This window comes from Limnoglobus sp. (assembly GCF_059499385.1).
On sequence record NZ_JCABYM010000042.1, the window covers coordinates 45,641 to 61,012 of the forward strand.

Sequence of the window (15,372 nt, forward strand, 5' to 3'; positions counted from 1 at the left end):
TGTCCCCCTCGCCGGCATTGTACACGATCATGCCGCGGCCCGCTTCGCGGCTCCGCCGACGGCCGCGGCCAGCTCCTCGACGCTCACCGTCGCCGTGCCGACCTTGCCGACCACGACGGCCGCGGCCGCGCTCGCCAGCCGGCACGCCGCCTCCAGCGGGCCGCCGCCGGTCAGCGCCAACGCCAGCGTGCCGGCGACCGTGTCGCCCGCGCCGGTCACGTCGAACACCTCGCGGGCCTGCGCCGGGACGTGGACCATCGGCCGGCCCTTCTCGAACAGCGACATCCCGGCCGCCCCCTGCGTAATCAGGATCGACGTGCCGAGTTGCTCGACCAGGTCGCGGCCGGCGGTTCGTACCGCGTCGGCGTCGCGGAGGTCGCGGTTCAGCACCTTCCCCGCTTCCAGTTGGTTCGGCTTGATGACCGTCGCCCCGCGGTACTTCTGGTAATCGACGCCCTTCGGGTCCACGACGACCGGCACGCGGGCGGCCCGGCACGTCGCGATCAGCTCGCCGACGAACCGCGGCGTGACGACGCCTTTGCCGTAGTCCGACACCACGCACCCGCGGACGACCGGCAGCACCGTCGCGATCCGGCCGAGCAGCGCGTCCTCGATCTCTTTGGGAATCGCCCCCGGCTTCTCGTGGTCCACGCGGAGCATCTGCTGGCTGTGCGCGATCACGCGGGTCTTCGTCGTCGTCGGCCGGTGGCGGTCGCGGACGACCGGGCCGACATCGACGTTGTTCGTGCGAAGCAGCTCGCACACCCGCTCGCCCTGCGCGTCGTCACCGACGAGGCCGGCGAGGAACGGCGTGCCGCCGAGGGCCGCGACGTTCGCCGCCGTGTTCGCCGCGCCGCCGGCCACGAACGTCCGCCGCTGCACTTCCACCACGGGGACGGGGGCCTCCGGCGAGATGCGGGCGACGCTGCCCCAGACGAACTCGTCGAGCATCAGGTCGCCGACGACGAGGACCGGGCAGCCGCGGAACCGGGGCAGGAGGTCGATGGGGGTCATGTGAGTCCTCCGGACGCTTGCAGCCGCCACAGAATCTCTGTCCAGTCGCTCGCGCTGAAGTCGGGGGGCGGCAGCTGATTCGGGTAGACGTGCGATTGGCGAAGGAAGAAGGTCATCGCCCCGAACCGCTTCCCCGCCTCCACGTCCGCCGGCTTGTCGCCGACCATCACGGCCGGCCGGCCGACCATGCCGAGCGCCTCGGCGGCTTGCTTCAACAGCCCCTGCTGCGGCTTCCGGCAATCGCACCCGTCGGCCGGCCCGTGCGGGCAGTAGAAGCACGGCAGCCGCACGCCGGATTCATTCTCGAAGAGTTCGACGAACCGCGCGTGAACCGCGACCGCCAGTTCGGGCGAAATCAACCCGCGGGCGAGGCCGGACTGGTTGCTCACGACGGCCGGCACGAACCCGCGCCCCACCAACTCGCGGACCGCGTTCGCCGCGCCGGGGATCAGGCGAACGGCGGCCGGGTCGTTCGGGTAGCCCACGTCGTCCATCAACGTGCCGTCGCGGTCGAGCAAGAGCAGCACGTCACGCGGCACGGTTGATCTCGGTCTTGGCGCGGACGCGGGCGATCAGGTCCGTCGTGGACAGCCCCGGCACGAGTGGCAGGTACGCGACCCGCCCGCCGTAGCCTTCGACGACCGCCCGTTCCGGAACGGGTCGGCCGTGGGGCGGGGCGTACTCTGCGCCCTTGCAGTGGATGTCCGGCTTCAGCTTCGCGAGCGCCGCCTCCGGCGTCTGCTCGTCGAAGACGATGACGTAGTCCACGCACTCGACGGCCGCGAGCATCGCCGCCCGCTCCGCCTCCGAGAGGATCGGGCGGAGCGGCCCCTTGTTGACTTGCACCGAGGCGTCCGAGTTCAGCCCGACGACGAGGACATCCCCCAGCTGCCGCGCGGCCGCGAGGCTCGCGAGGTGACCGGGGTGCAGCAGGTCGAAGCAGCCGTTGGTCCACACGACCGTCCGCCCGTCCGCGCGGGCGCGGTCCCGCGCGGCCAGCAGGGTCGGCCAGTCGGCGAGTTTGTGACGCGGGGTCCAGGCGGTCATGGGGAAGAAGTACCACGGCCGGAAGGCCGCGTGCAAGACGGGATTGCCCCCGGCGGTCGAACCCGGTCCCGCCGCCCTTCACGGGAAAATACTTCTCACCGGATTCTCACTCGCACCGACTTCGCCGCCGGTGTACCATCGCGCCCGTATCGTGCGTATACGCACGGAATCCCCTCCGGCCCCGCCATGACCGCCGGCCACGACATCGCGATCGCCCTCCGCGGGGCGTACCTCGCCCTCCACCGGCGAACGGAGGAACGGCTCGCGCCGCGGGGCACCACCGCGGACCAGTTCGTTCTCCTCGCCACCCTCGCCCGCGGCGGGCACGCCCTGACGCAGCGGGAACTCGCCCGCCGCATGGGGTCCGACCCCAGCACCGTGCGGGCCATGCTCGTGCTGCTGGCGGACCGGGGGCTGGTCGCGCGGGCCGCCCACCCGACCGACGCCCGCGCCCGGACGGTCGCCCTCACGGCCGCGGGACGGCGGACGTGCCGCAAACTCTGGACGGCGGGAGAGCCGATTCGGCAGCAACTGCTCGCGGCGCTCCGGCCCGACGAGGCGGAGACGCTCGTGGAAGTGCTGGGACGGGTCGCCGGTGCCCTGAACGCGGACGGCGTGCCGGTCGGCGGATCGACGCCCCTTCACTCCCCGGAGGACGAACGATGAGCGTGCGAATCCTGGCGCTGGCGGCGTGGGCCGCCCTGGCCTGCGGGCCGGTGCTCGCCCAGTCGAAGGCCGAGACGAAGCCGGCCGAGACGGCCGACAAGTACCCCGATCCGCCGACGGGCTACGACCAGAAGCGGGACGACGTTCCGCGGGGCAAGGTGGAGGTCGTCGAGTACGACAGCGCCACCGTCGGGGCGAAGCGGAAGGCGACGGTGTACACCCCGCCGGGGTTCGCGAAGGACGCCAAGTACCCGGTCCTCTACCTGCTGCACGGCATCGGCGGGGACGAGAACGAGTGGCCGCGGGGCGGCGTGCCGAACGTCGTCCTGGACAACCTGTACGCGGACAAGAAGGCCGCGCCGATGATCGTGGTGATGCCGAACGGCCGGGCGGCGACGGACGTGACCGCCCGCGACCCGATCCCCAAGCAGGGGCCGGCGTTCGCCGCGTTCGAGAAGGACCTGCTGACCGACCTGATCCCGTTCGTCGAGAAGACCTACCCCGTGAAGGCCGACCGCGAGAGTCGGGCCATCGCCGGCCTGTCGATGGGCGGCGGGCAGTCGCTCAACTTCGGGCTGGGCAACCTCGACACGTTCGCCTGGGTCGGCGGCTTCTCCTCCGCCCCGAACACCCGGCGGCCGGCCGAGCTGGTCAAGGACCACGCCGACGCCGCGAAGAAGCTGAAGCTGCTGTACGTCGCGTGCGGGGACAAGGACGGGCTGTTCCGTATCAGCGAGAACGTCCACAAGATGCTCGACGAGAAGAACGTGCCGCACGAGTACCGCGTCATCCGCGGCGGCGGGCACGACTTCAAGGTCTGGAAGAGCGACCTCTACCACTTCGCCCGGCTCGTGTTCCAGGATGGCGGGAAGCGCGACGAATCCAGGGTTGAGAAGAAGGACGCCGACAAGCCGGCCGACGAGGGGAAGCCGTCCGCGACGAACCTGCCGAACGCCCAGTACCCGCGGGTCCACGCCGACGGCCGGGCGACGTTCCGGTTCAAGGCCCCGGAGGCCAAGAAGGTGCAGGTGTTCACGAACTACGGGCTGGGGCCGCGCGGGCACTGGGACATGGCGAAGGGCGGCGACGGCGTCTGGTCGTTCACGTCCCCGCCGATCGTCCCCGGCTTTCACTACTACGCCTTCCTCGTGGACGGGGTGCTCGTCAACGACCCCGGCACCGACACGTTCTTCGGCACGAGCAAGCCGACGAGCGGGATCGAAATCCCCCAGAAGGACGTGGACTTCTTCCACGCCAAGGACGTGCCGCACGGCGAGGTGCGGGCGCGGTGGTACACGTCGAAGGTCACGGGCCAGACCCGGCGGGCGTTCGTCTACACCCCGCCGGGGTACGACGCCGACCCGAACAAGAAGTACCCGGTGCTGTACCTGCAACACGGCGGCGGGGAGGACGAGACCGGGTGGGTCAAGCAGGGGCACATGAACTTCATCCTCGACAACCTGATTGCGGAGGGGAAGGCGGTGCCGATGGTCGTGGTGATGGAGAAGGGGTACGCGACGCGGGCCGGGGAGCGGCCGGCGGCCCCGACGCCCGGCCGCGGGTTCGGCGGCGGGGCGTTCGAGGACGTGGTCGTCAAGGACCTGGTCCCGATGATCGACGCGACGTACCGCACGCTCGCCGACCGCGAGCACCGGGCCGTCGCCGGGCTGAGCATGGGGTCCGGGCAGGCGATGCAGATCGGGCTCACCCACACGGACACGTTCTCGGCCGTCGGGGCGTTCAGCGGGGTGTTCCGTCAGGGGGACGTGAAGGCCGCCTTCGGCGGGGTGTTCGCCGACCCGGTGGCGTTCGACAAGAAGATGAGCCTGCTGTACCTGCACTCCGGCGACCAGGGGCTGGACGCGGGCATCCACAAGGCCGCGAGCGACCTGCACGACTACCTTCAGAAGGGCGGGTCGAAGAACGTCGTGTTCCGCGACGCGAAGGGGCTGGGCCACGAGTGGCTGACGTGGCGGATTGCCTTCCACGACTTCGCGCCGCGGCTGTTCCGGCCGAAGAAGTAGCCCGGCGGCACGTCCGGGCGGGCGGCGGGCCGGGTCAACGCCGCCCGCAAGTGGTAGAACGGGAGTTACCACGCCCGCCAAGCATTCGGTGCGGTAACCCCGATCGCCATGACCCAACTCCCCCTCTTCACCGTCATCGCCGCCGAGGCCGAGCACACGCTCGCGAAGAAGGTACCGCGCTCGGTAGCGGGCTGACGGCCGATGGCCGGCTCGACTGCAACATCGACGGGATCGAGGTGTTCCTCCGCAAGGGGCAGGGCCGCTGGGCCGGGCCGTCGTGCCGTCATTCGCGACGTTGCAACGTGGTATACTGAGGTGGAACGGAGGATAAGCAATGAGCACGACGGCCGCCACGAGAGCCTACCTTGAAACCGACCCGTCGGTACAGCAACGCCCAGAAATCCTTTCGGCGGCCCGCTCGGCCGTTGACTTCGTGAAGGGGCTGACCGCCGAAGCTTACCCCGCGTTTGCCGGCGATCTGACGCTCTCGCTCGCCCTCCGAAACACACATCAAGGGCAAGAGTTCTTGGCCGCCCACTTGATGCTGATGGACGACTTCGGCGGCAAAGGCTTCGTGGACGGAATCGAGCCTGGTGAGTTCCTCGACCCGACCTCCCGCGAGCGGCGGATGCTTCGCCTCTGGCAGAACGTGATGTGGAACCGCTACGCGAATCTGGAAGAACGTTTGGAAATACTCGACGTATCCGAGGAGCCGGTCAATGCCCAATCCTAGCCCGACCGAGAAGGTTCGGATTCTCCAGGAAGAGGTACTCGTTCTTAAGGCTCAAATTCTGGCCATTCAGAAGGACATTGATCGTTCCGACGTCCACCGGGTCAGGGAGCGGTTGGCCGTCATCGACGAACGCCTCAACCGCCTGGACCGGGCGATTGAAGAGCATAAACAGTTTCCAGTTTTGGAGAACCGATTGGCTCAACTCGAAGAGCAAAAGAAACTCGGCGACACGCGGCTGTTCCAGTTCGTCATGCTCTTCGTCGGCGGGGTTATTACCCTCTCCGTTCAGATCGTCCTCCTCTTCTTCAAGAAATGACACTCCCCCCCTTCGCCGTCATCGCCGCCGAGGCGGAGCACACCCTCGCGAAGGTGCTGCGGTCGCGGCTGCACGAACGGCAGCCGTCGTGGAACGACGTGCGTGCCCTGATCGAGGGCCGCCGCGTCACCGTCGGCGGGAGCGTCTGCACTGACCCGGCCCGCCGCGTCCACGAGGGGGAGGTCGTCGAGCTGCTCGCGAAGCCGACCGCCCGGCCGCGGAACGCGTCGGCCGACACGCTCGTCGTCCGCCACCTGGACGACCACGTCGTCGTCGTCGAGAAGCCGTCCGGGATTAGCAGCGTCCGCCACCCGGCCGAACTCGAGTGGGGCGAGAAGCGGCGGCAGCTCGACCCGACACTCCAGGACGTGGCGCAGTGGGCCGTCGCGAACACGCTCGACCGCCCGGCCCGGTCGCTGCCGCCGCTGCGGATCGTCCACCGGCTCGACAAGGAGACGAGCGGCCTGCTCGTCTTCGCCCGGAGCGTCCTCGCGGAGCGGGGGCTGGGGTTGCAGTTCCGCAAGCACACGGTCGTCCGCCGGTACCTCGCCGTCGTGCCGGGGTTCCTCTCGCCGCAGACGATCCGCACGACGCTCATCCGCGACCGCGGGGACGGCCGCCGGGGCAGCACGAAGCAGCCGGACGCCACCGGGAAGGAAGCCGTCACGCACGTCGCCGTCGAGGAGCGGCTACCGCGGCACTCGGTCCTGTCGTGCCGGCTGGAGACCGGCCGCACGCACCAGATTCGGATTCACCTGTCGGAGGCCGGCCACCCGGTGTGCGGCGAGAAGGTGTACACGCGGACGGCCGGCGGCGACCCGCTGCCGGAGACGCCGGCCCCGCGGCTGGCCCTGCACGCGACCGAGTTGGGGTTCGAGCACCCCGTCACCGGCGAGCACCTGCACTGGACGATGCCGTTGCCGCCGGACTTGCAGAAGTTCGTGGACGGGCTGCGGAAGTGAAGATATTTTCGCCGCAGAGGGCACGAGAGAGCACGTGAGAAGACAGAAGAGAGAGAAGAGTTCAAAACCCACTCTTTGAAATCTCTTCTTGGTCTTTCCTCTCGTGCCCTCATGTGCCCTCCGCGGTGAAAACGGTTTTTACCAGTAGGGGTGCACGGTCGGCTTGATGACCAGCTCCGGGATCGAGACGTGCGGCGGGAGCGTCGTCACGAACAGGATCGCGGCCGCCACGTCCTCCGGCTTCAGGATGACCGCCCGGTGGTCGTCCGTCACCGGCTTCGGCCGGTGCTCCAGGATCGGGGTGTCGATCTCGCCGGGGTAGACGTTGCTCACCCGCACGCCGCTCTCCCGCTCCTCGTTCGACAGGCACATGCCGAGGCCGCCCTGCCCGAACTTCGACGCCACGTAGGCCGCCCCGCCGAGCGGGTTCGCCCGCTTCCCGGCCACGGACACGAGGTTCACGATCACCCCGTCCCGCCGCTCGAACATCTGCGGCAGCACGTAGTGCGTGCAGTAGAACGTGCCGTCCAGGTTCGCCCGAATTAGCTTGTCCCACGCCTCCGGCGTCAGCTCGCGGATGGTGCGAGCCTTCAGGTTCGCCCCGGCGTTGTTAAACAGGATGTCCACCTTCCCGAACCGGTTCGTCGCCGTCTCGATGAGGGACTTGCACTGCGCGGCGTCCGCCACGTCGCACGGTACGGCCAGGATTTGCCCGCCGAGTTCCGCGGCCGCGGCGTCCAATTTCGCCTGGTCGCGGCCGGCGATGACGACGCTCGCCCCTTCCGTCAGGTACGCGGCGGCCGTCGCCTTGCCCACGCCCGACCCGCCGCCGGTGATGACGGCCACTTTGCCGGTTAGCTTGCCCATCGTCGGTTCCTTCGCGTCGTATATTAGTGGTGGGCCGCCGGGCGCACCCCGTAGGTATGCTACGGCCCGCTTCCGATGTCGAGAACCTGGAGAAATCGAGATGCTGAGTCCGGAAACACGCCGCAAGACCGAAGAACTCACCGCCGGCTTGGCCCAACTCCGGGGGTCTCTTTGACATCGCGGGCAAGCTGAAACAGCGGGAAGGCTTCGAGGCCAAGATGAACGAAGGCTCGTTCTGGGACAACCCGGACGCGGCCCAGAAGACCATTCAGAAGGTGAAGGTGCTGAACGCCCTGCTCAAGCCCTACGAGGAGTTGGCGAAGGCGACCGACGACCTGAACGCGATGATCGAGCTGGCCGAAGACGACCCGTCGTTCGCGGCGGAGCTGGAAGGTGAGCTGGCGAAGGCCGCGAAGAAGTACGAGGCGTTCGAGCTGCAGGCGATGATGAGCGGCAAGCAGGACGCGAACAACGCCGTCGTGACGATCAAGCCGGGGGCCGGCGGGACCGAGGCGTGCGACTGGGCGGAAATGCTCTACCGGATGTACGTCCGGTGGGCGCAGAAGCACGGGTTCGCCGTCGAGGAGTTGGACAAGGAGCCGAACCTTGAGGCCGGCATCCAGAGCGTGCAGTTCCGCGTGGCCGGCGAGTACGCCTACGGCTACCTGCAGAGCGAGATCGGCGTCCATCGGCTCGTCCGCATCAGCCCGTTCGGCGACGGCGGCACGCGGCAGACGTCGTTCGCCGCCGTGGACGTGACGCCGGAACTGGACGACACGATCGAGATCGAAATCCCCGAGAAGCAACTGGAGATGCAGACGTTCTGCTCCGGCGGCCCCGGCGGCCAGCACCAGAACAAGACGCAGTCCGGCGTGCGGCTGATCTACAACTACAAGGGGCAGGAGGTCCGCGGCGAGAGCCGCACGGAGCGGAGCCAGCCGAAGAACTACGCGAACGCGCTGGCGCTCTTGAAGGCCCGCGTGTACCAGATCGAGGAGCAGAAGCGGCTCGGCGACCTGGCGAACCGGTACGACGCGAAGGGGGAGATCGCGTTCGGCAGTCAGATTCGTAGTTACGTGATGCAGCCCTACACGCTGGTCCGGGACGAGCGGGACGGGATCGAGATGAAGTCCCCGGCCGTGCAGGCGACGCTCGACGGCGACCTGGACGAGTTCATGTACGCGTATTTGCGCCACAGGACCGCGAAGGCCCACAAGGTGGCGAAGGCTTCTTAGTAAGCTCGGAGACCGGCGAGCCGAGCGGCGTAAGCCGCCGGGTGAGGGGCGCTCACCCGGCGGCTTACGCCGCTCGGCTCGCCAGATCATGTCGTCCCTCTCGTTTGACATCCCCGATCTCAATGCCACCGAGTCCTTCGGCCGTCGGCTCGGCTCCCTCTTCTTCCCCGGCGCGGTCATCTCCCTGATCGGCCAGCTCGGCGCGGGCAAGACGCACCTGACGCGGGCCATCGCCGAGGGCCTGAGCGTCCGCAACCCGGCGGCCGTCACCAGCCCGACGTTCGTGCTTATCCAGGAGTACGCGGCCCGGCTGCCGATCTATCACTTCGACGCCTACCGCCTGTCCGGCGACCGCGAGTTCCTCGACCTCGGCGCGGACGAGTACTTTTCCGGCGACGGCGTCAGCATCGTCGAATGGGCCGACCGCGTGCCGGGGGCGATGCCGGCCGAACGGCTGGAGGTTCGGATCGAGGTCGTCGGCGAAACGGAACGGCGGTTCGTCATCCACGGCCACGGGCCGCGGTACGACGAACTGCTTCGCGAATTGGCCCGCGAGTGATTACCCCTTCTTCGGCGGCTTCCAGCCTTCCAGCAGCCCGGCGCTCACCGCCTTCGCCGTCTCCGGCGGGGTGACGAAGTGCTGCAACTCGGCCTCCGTCAGCGGCCGGTCGAACCGCGCCCCGACGAGGCAGTCGCCGGTCGGCACCGGCGTCGCGTGGACGACCCGCAGGCCGAGCGCGACCGTCGTGCCGCCCGCCTCCGCTTCCAGCTCCGCCGCCAGGTCCTCGCCGACCTTCGGCCGGTTCGTGGTCAACATGCTCAGGCCGGTTTCCGAGATGTTCCAGACCAGCCCGGCGAACGGCGACCCGTCGGCCGGCCGCAGCCGGCAGATGGTCGCGAACGCGGGCTGGAACCGGGGGGCGACGCGGCGCTCCGCCGTCGCGGGGGTTGGGGAAGACTTGGCTACCATGTATGTACCCAATGAAGAGGCGGAATGACTGGGCGGTACGATCATACCAGACGCAAACGACCGGGCCACGAGGAACCCGGCCGCCGCGTCGATTTTCGCCCGTCGCCGCTCACCCCATGAGCGTGCGGAACTCCTCGAACAGGTAGCTGCTGTCGTGCGGGCCGGCGGCGGCCTCCGGGTGGTACTGCACGCTGAACAGCTTCCGGTCGTCCGCCCGCATCCCCTCCAGCGTCTGGTCGTTCAGGTTGATGTGCGTCGGCACAACGCCCTTCGGCAGCGTCGTCGCGTCCACCGCGAACCCGTGGTTCTGCGTCGTGATCTCGACCGCCCCGGTCGCCGAGTTGAGGACCGGCTGGTTCGCGCCGCGGTGGCCGAACTTCAGCTTGAACGTCTTCGCCCCCAGCGCCAGCCCGAGCAACTGATGGCCGAGGCAGATGCCGAAGATCGGCTTCTTGCCGATCAGCCCCTTCACTGTGTCCACGGCGTACGTCACCGCGGCCGGGTCGCCGGGGCCGTTGCTGAGGAACACGCCGTCCGGGTTGTGCTTCAGTACCTCTTCCGCCGTCGCCGTGCCGGGCACGACCGTGACCTTGCACCCGACCTGCGTGAGGCAGCGGAGGATGTTCCACTTCATGCCGTAGTCGATGGCGACGACATGCTTCTCCGCGGACCGCGCGGGCATGACGTGCTCGGCGAACTGGCCGAACCCCTTGCTCCAGGCGAACGCCCTCTCCGGCACGACTTCCTTCACCAAGTCGCGGCCCTCCATGCCGGGGAACGCCTTCGCCTTCGCCACGAGCGACGCATCGTCGAGATCAGTGGTCGAGAGGATGCCGTTCATCGCCCCGCGCACCCGCAGCCGGCGGACGAGCGCCCGCGTGTCGATCCCCTCGATGCCGACGACGTTGGACGCCTTCAGGTACGTGTCCAGGTCGCGGTGGCTGCGGAAGTTGCTGGGAACCTTCGTCAGCTCGCGGACGACGAACCCCTCGACCTGCACGCCGAGCGACTCGGCGTCCTCGCTGGTCGTGCCGTAGTTGCCGATGAGCGGGTACGTCATCGTGACGATCTGCCCCTTGTAGCTGGGGTCGGTGAGGACTTCCTGGTAGCCGGTCATGGACGTGTTGAACACGACCTCGCCGGGCTTCTCGCCGGCCGCGCCGAACGCCCGGCCGGTGAAAATCGTCCCGTCTTCGAGCGCGAGCTTCGCTGGTGTCATGGGGTATGGGGTATGGGGGATGGGGGATGGGGTAAAGGGGCGAACGGCACGGCGTCAGCGTGCCGGTGAGACACCCAGGCGCACCACCGGCACGCTGACGCCGTGCCGTTCGCCTAATCCGCCACCCGCTTCGTCAGCCCGCCGTAGTAGTCGATCCGCCGGTCGCGGAAGAACGGCCAGTTCCGCCGCACCTCCTCCATCAGCTTCCGGCTGCACGTCATCGTGATGACTTCCTCCTTCTCGACGCTGCCGCGCTTCAACAGCCGGCCGAACGGGTCGCTGACGAACGACTGGCCCCAGAACTCCAACCCGTCGCCGACGAGGACCTCGTGACCGACGCGGTTGACCGCGCCGACGTAGATGCCGTTCGCGATGGCGTGGCCCCGCATGCTCGTCTCCCACGCCGAGTGCTGGGCCTCGCCGTACTCGGCCTTCTCCTTCGGGTGCCAGCCGATGGCCGTCGGGTAGAAGAGCACCTCCGCCCCCTGCAGCGCCGTCAGGCGGGCCGCTTCCGGGTACCACTGGTCCCAGCAAACGAGCGTGCCGACCTTCGCGTACTTCGTGTCGAACACCTTCCAGCCGACGTCGCCGGGGGTGAAGTAGTACTTCTCCAGGAACATGGGGTCGTCCGGGATGTGCATCTTGCGGTAGATGCCGAGGAAGCTGCCGTCGGCGTCGTGGACGGTGGCGGTGTTGTGGTACACGCCCGGCATCCGCTTCTCGAACAGCGACCCGATGACGACGACGCCATTCGCCTTCGCGGCGGCGCTGAGGCGGTCGGTGGACGGGCCGGGGATCGGCTCGGCCTTGTCGAAGAGGTGGTAGTCCTCGGTCTGGCAGAAGTAGTGGCCGGTGAACAGCTCCGGCAGGCAGACGATCTGCGCCCCGGCCTTCGCGGCGGCGCGGATCGCGGCCTCGGCCGTGGCGAGGTTCGTGGCCGTGTCCGGGGCGCACTTCATCTGAACGAGGCCGATGGTGAACGTGTCGGACATTCGCGGGGGTTCCTCTGGGACAGGGGAATTGTACGCTTCCCCCGCGGGACCGTCCGAGTTACGATCATCCCGAATTTGGAGATGCGCCCATGCCCGACCAAACGCCCCCGGATCGCACGCAGGTTCAGGTTGGTGGCCCGAGCGTGAGCGCGGCCACGGCCCACGGCTTCCCGGGCGTCCCCGGTTACGAAATCTTCCGCGAGCTCGGCCGCGGTGGCATGGGCGTCGTCTACGAGGCCAAGCAACTCAAGCTCGACCGACTTGTCGCGCTGAAGCTCATGAAGGCCGACGACCCGCTGAACAAGGCCCGGTTCCTGGCGGAAGGCCAAGTCATCGCGGCCGTCAAGCACCCGCACGTCGTCGAGGTGTACGACTTCGGCGAGTCGGCCGCCGGGCCGTACATCGCCATGGAGTACCTCACCGGCGGATCCTTGGCCGACAGCGCCAAGTCAGGTTCGACCCTGACGCCGTGGGAAGTCGCCGGGCAGATCGCGAAGATCGCGTCGGGCGTGGGGGCGGCGCATGAGTTGGGCATTGTCCACCGCGACTTGAAACCGGGCAACGTGTTGCTCGCATCTGATGGTATGCCGAAGGTCACGGACTTCGGCCTGGCGAAGCGGGCGGCGTCCGACCTGACGCAGACGCAGGACGCGGCCGGGACGCCGGCGTACATGGCCCCGGAGCAGGCGCGGGCGATGAAGTTCGTTGGCCCGCCGGCGGACGTGTGGTCGCTCGGCGTCATGTTGTACGAGGCGCTCGCCGGCAAGCGGCCGTTCATCGCCGACACGGACATGGAGTTACTCATCCGCATCCAGAACGACACGCCGACGACGCTACGCACCCTGACCCCGCGGATCCCGCACGACCTGGAGACGATCTGTCTGAAGTGCCTGGAGAAGGAATCGGAGCGGCGGTACGCGAGCGCGAACGAGCTGGCCGCGGACCTGACGGCGTGGATCGAGGGGCACCCGATTGCCGCCCGCCGCGCGACGACCCTGGAACGGGCCGCGCTCTGGGTTCGCCGCAAGCCCTTCGTCGCCGCCGCGTGGGCGCTCGGCACACTGGCGGCCGTGCTGGCCGTGTCCGCCGTCACCACGACCCGCCTGTGGCGGGAAGCCGTGGGTGAGAAGGCGTCCGCTGAGGGCGCGCGGGACGAAGCCGAGCGTGCCAAGAAGCGCGCCGAGACGGCCGAGGGGGTGGCGAACCAGGCGAAGGCCGACATCGCCGAGGAGCGGGAGCGACTGGCCTACGCCCGGAACGTGTACCTTGCCCACACCGCTTATCAGGTAAACGACTGCCGACGGGCGAACGAGTTCCTCGCCCTGTGCCCTGAAAGACTGCGGGGGTGGGACTGGCGGTACGTCCACCGCCTTTGCCATTCGGACTTGGTGACCATCAAGTTGCCGCAAACGATGGTTTACTCTGTGGCCCTCAGCCCGGACGGTTCGCGTGCGGCCGTCGCCGGGTCGAGGGAGGGGGTGGGCGTTTGGGACGTGGTGACCGGCAAGCGGGTGTTCCCTTTTGCGGGGTATGACAGCGTACGGCAGGTCGCCCTTAGCCCGGACGGGACGCGGGTTGCCACCGCCGGCGACCACGGTGATGTCCGGGTCTGGGACGCGAAGTCCGGCGAGCAGCAACTCCGCACCAACAAGGTGCCTGGGTCCGTCCTAGCCCTGACGTTTGGGCCGGCCGGCCTCCGCGCGTTGAGTGGGTTCGAGACCCACCGTGCCCGGTTCTGGGGTGTCGAAACCAATGCCGTGCTTCACACGTTCAGTCATTCCACTCAACTTGGTCCAAACACGTTCACGTCGGGCAACTTGCGTACGGGGGCCATCAGCGCGGACGGCACCCGCGTGTTGACCGGCAGCGCCGACCACACGGCCAGGCTCTGGGACGCGAAAACAGGCAAGGAACTGCAAACCCTCCGCGGGCATGCGGAGGAAGTCACGGCAGTCGCCATTGCCGCCGACGGAACTCGGCTGGTGACCGCGAGCCAGGATCAGACGATGCGGCTGTGGGACGCGAAAACCGGTAAGGAGGTTCTCGCGTTCAAGGGAGCCACGTCTGAACTGAAGTCGGTCGCGTTCAGCCCCGACGGATCCCGCGTGGCTACAGGCGGGCGGGACATGACGGTACGTGTGTGGGGCACGAAGACCGGCGTGGAGGCGTTCGCGTTCCGCGGGCACACGCGGGACGTGGAGTCGGTCGCGTTCACCGGCGACGGGAAGCGGATCGTCAGCGGCAGCTACGACGGGACCGTGAAGGTGTGGGACGCCACGCGGGGGTACGAGCCCCGTGGCCCGACCGGCTCCAACCGGTACGATCAGTCGGTCGCGTTCAGCCCGGACGGCCGCCACCTCGCGTCGTACCGTGGGGCGGGCGTAGTCCTCATTTGGGATTTGGGTACGGGCACCCTGACCCGAACGATTGAGGCCGGGAAAGGGGGCGGCGTTTATGACTTCGCGGGGGCCGTGTTCAGCCCGGACGGGACTCGGATGCTGACCTACTCGGAAACCGCGGACGTGTGGGACGCACAGACCGGTGCGAACATCTTCTCGCTGCGGAGCCGGGGACGGCGGGGCCTGGGCATCACGTCAGCCGCATTCTTTCCCGACGGGGCGAAAGTCGTGACGGCGGCCGGGCAGCAAGAGTCGGGCAGCGAGAAGAATTTCACGGCGACAGTGTGGGACGTCAAAACCGACAAAGAACTCCTTACCCTGCGGGGACACACGAAGGACGTGTTGTCCGTCGCGGTCAGCCCGGACGGGTCGCGGATCGCCACCTCGGGCAACGACCTCACCACGCGGATGTGGGACGCCAAAACGGGCGCGCAGTTGTTCCTCGTGCAGGAAGGGGCCGCCGGGTCGCTCGCGTTTGATCGGACTGGCTCCCGCCTACTCGCCGGCTGCGCGGACGGGGCGGCACGGGTTTATGACGCGGCCACCGGGGCGGCCGGTCCCACCCTCCGCGGTCACACATGGCGGCTTTCGGCCGCCCTGTTTACTCCGGACGGCTCGCGAATCGTAACGGGAAGTTGGGACAAGTCGATCAAAGTTTGGGACGCGATGACCGGTAGCGAAATCTTGACGCTGACAGAACCCGAGGGGGTCACGGGCCTGGCCATCAGCCCGGACGGGTCACGGATCGCCGTGAGCGGCAAACCGCCTCGGGTTTACGACGACCGGCCCGTAAGCCGGGAGTTCCTCCCAAAAGCCGGAGCCGCCGAACCGTCGCCGTGACACCGAATTCATGTCAGCCGTTCACGGCCCCGTTGCACTCGTCCGGGCCGTGGCCTAATCTGTTCCCCACTCCCCGTACCGAGGCATT

The 15,372-nt window shown here is 68.4% G+C and carries 15 protein-coding genes; 8 read left to right on the forward strand and 7 right to left on the reverse strand.

The genetic code is table 11. The annotated features are described in order from the left end of the window. Positions 1-27: 27 nt before the first annotated feature. From rfaE1 to AC5JJ2_RS07305, 3 genes are read right to left on the reverse strand one after another with little or no spacing between them, the layout of a single operon-like run. Positions 28-1,014 (reverse strand): D-glycero-beta-D-manno-heptose-7-phosphate kinase, encoded by a 987-nt coding sequence (gene rfaE1, locus AC5JJ2_RS07295; RefSeq protein ID WP_495857313.1) that lies wholly within the window; start codon positions 1,012-1,014, stop codon positions 28-30. Beyond that, the gene (locus AC5JJ2_RS07300; RefSeq protein WP_495857314.1) at positions 1,011-1,553 is read right to left on the reverse strand and encodes a D-glycero-alpha-D-manno-heptose-1,7-bisphosphate 7-phosphatase; all 543 of its coding nucleotides are present in this window, start codon (positions 1,551-1,553) and stop codon (positions 1,011-1,013) included. The genes rfaE1 and AC5JJ2_RS07300 overlap by 4 nt, the downstream gene beginning before the upstream one ends. Continuing rightward, complete coding sequence (locus tag AC5JJ2_RS07305; protein WP_495857315.1) at positions 1,543-2,061, reverse strand: adenylyltransferase/cytidyltransferase family protein; 519 nt, start codon at positions 2,059-2,061, stop codon at positions 1,543-1,545. The genes AC5JJ2_RS07300 and AC5JJ2_RS07305 overlap by 11 nt, the downstream gene beginning before the upstream one ends. Positions 2,062-2,247: 186 nt before the next feature. On the opposite strand from AC5JJ2_RS07305, the gene AC5JJ2_RS07310 reads away from it, so the two are divergent. The 5 genes from AC5JJ2_RS07310 to AC5JJ2_RS07330 all read left to right on the forward strand — a co-directional run bounded on the left by AC5JJ2_RS07310 (position 2,248) and on the right by AC5JJ2_RS07330 (position 6,762). Next, a complete protein-coding gene (locus tag AC5JJ2_RS07310; RefSeq protein ID WP_495857316.1) occupies positions 2,248-2,727 on the forward strand; it encodes a MarR family winged helix-turn-helix transcriptional regulator in 480 nt (159 codons plus the stop codon). Further along, positions 2,724-4,751: an alpha/beta hydrolase-fold protein gene (locus AC5JJ2_RS07315; protein ID WP_495857317.1), complete on the forward strand. Its 2,028-nt coding sequence runs from the start codon at positions 2,724-2,726 to the stop codon at positions 4,749-4,751. Before AC5JJ2_RS07310 ends, AC5JJ2_RS07315 begins: the two co-directional genes overlap by 4 nt. A 334-nt stretch (positions 4,752-5,085) precedes the next feature. Then, positions 5,086-5,484: a hypothetical protein gene (locus AC5JJ2_RS07320; protein ID WP_495857318.1), complete on the forward strand. Its 399-nt coding sequence runs from the start codon at positions 5,086-5,088 to the stop codon at positions 5,482-5,484. Continuing rightward, a complete protein-coding gene (locus AC5JJ2_RS07325; RefSeq protein WP_495857319.1) occupies positions 5,471-5,800 on the forward strand; it encodes a hypothetical protein in 330 nt (109 codons plus the stop codon). The genes AC5JJ2_RS07320 and AC5JJ2_RS07325 overlap by 14 nt, the downstream gene beginning before the upstream one ends. Then, entirely contained in the window at positions 5,797-6,762 is a 966-nt protein-coding gene (locus AC5JJ2_RS07330; protein WP_495857320.1) for an RluA family pseudouridine synthase, read from the forward strand. The genes AC5JJ2_RS07325 and AC5JJ2_RS07330 overlap by 4 nt, the downstream gene beginning before the upstream one ends. A gap of 138 nt (positions 6,763-6,900) precedes the next feature. Here the strand turns inward: AC5JJ2_RS07330 and AC5JJ2_RS07335 are convergent, their stop codons facing one another. Further along, positions 6,901-7,629, reverse strand: coding sequence for an SDR family oxidoreductase (locus AC5JJ2_RS07335; RefSeq protein ID WP_495857321.1), 729 nt, complete (start codon positions 7,627-7,629; stop codon positions 6,901-6,903). Positions 7,630-7,729: 100 nt separating this feature from the next. Here AC5JJ2_RS07335 and prfB point away from each other — a divergent pair. Next, positions 7,730-8,864, forward strand: a protein-coding gene (gene prfB / locus AC5JJ2_RS07340) for a peptide chain release factor 2 (protein WP_495857322.1) whose coding sequence is annotated in 2 segments (ribosomal slippage) — positions 7,730-7,801 and positions 7,803-8,864 — 1,134 coding nt in all. Because the reading frame shifts where the segments join, the coding sequence is not laid out codon by codon here. Positions 8,865-8,952: 88 nt separating this feature from the next. Continuing rightward, positions 8,953-9,423: a tRNA (adenosine(37)-N6)-threonylcarbamoyltransferase complex ATPase subunit type 1 TsaE gene (gene tsaE / locus AC5JJ2_RS07345; RefSeq protein WP_495857323.1), complete on the forward strand. Its 471-nt coding sequence runs from the start codon at positions 8,953-8,955 to the stop codon at positions 9,421-9,423. Here the strand turns inward: tsaE and AC5JJ2_RS07350 are convergent, their stop codons facing one another. The 3 genes from AC5JJ2_RS07350 to AC5JJ2_RS07360 form a co-directional block, all read right to left on the reverse strand. Further along, complete coding sequence (locus AC5JJ2_RS07350; protein ID WP_495857324.1) at positions 9,424-9,834, reverse strand: PilZ domain-containing protein; 411 nt, start codon at positions 9,832-9,834, stop codon at positions 9,424-9,426. Positions 9,835-9,943: 109 nt separating this feature from the next. After that, positions 9,944-11,053: a glutamine-hydrolyzing carbamoyl-phosphate synthase small subunit gene (carA, locus tag AC5JJ2_RS07355; RefSeq protein ID WP_495857325.1), complete on the reverse strand. Its 1,110-nt coding sequence runs from the start codon at positions 11,051-11,053 to the stop codon at positions 9,944-9,946. A 113-nt stretch (positions 11,054-11,166) separates the two neighbouring features. Then, entirely contained in the window at positions 11,167-12,045 is an 879-nt protein-coding gene (locus AC5JJ2_RS07360) for a carbon-nitrogen hydrolase (protein ID WP_495857326.1), read from the reverse strand. A gap of 89 nt (positions 12,046-12,134) precedes the next feature. Between AC5JJ2_RS07360 and AC5JJ2_RS07365 the strand changes: the two genes are divergently transcribed. Beyond that, positions 12,135-15,284, forward strand: coding sequence for a WD40 repeat domain-containing serine/threonine protein kinase (locus AC5JJ2_RS07365; protein WP_495857327.1), 3,150 nt, complete (start codon positions 12,135-12,137; stop codon positions 15,282-15,284). Positions 15,285-15,372 lie beyond the last annotated feature (88 nt).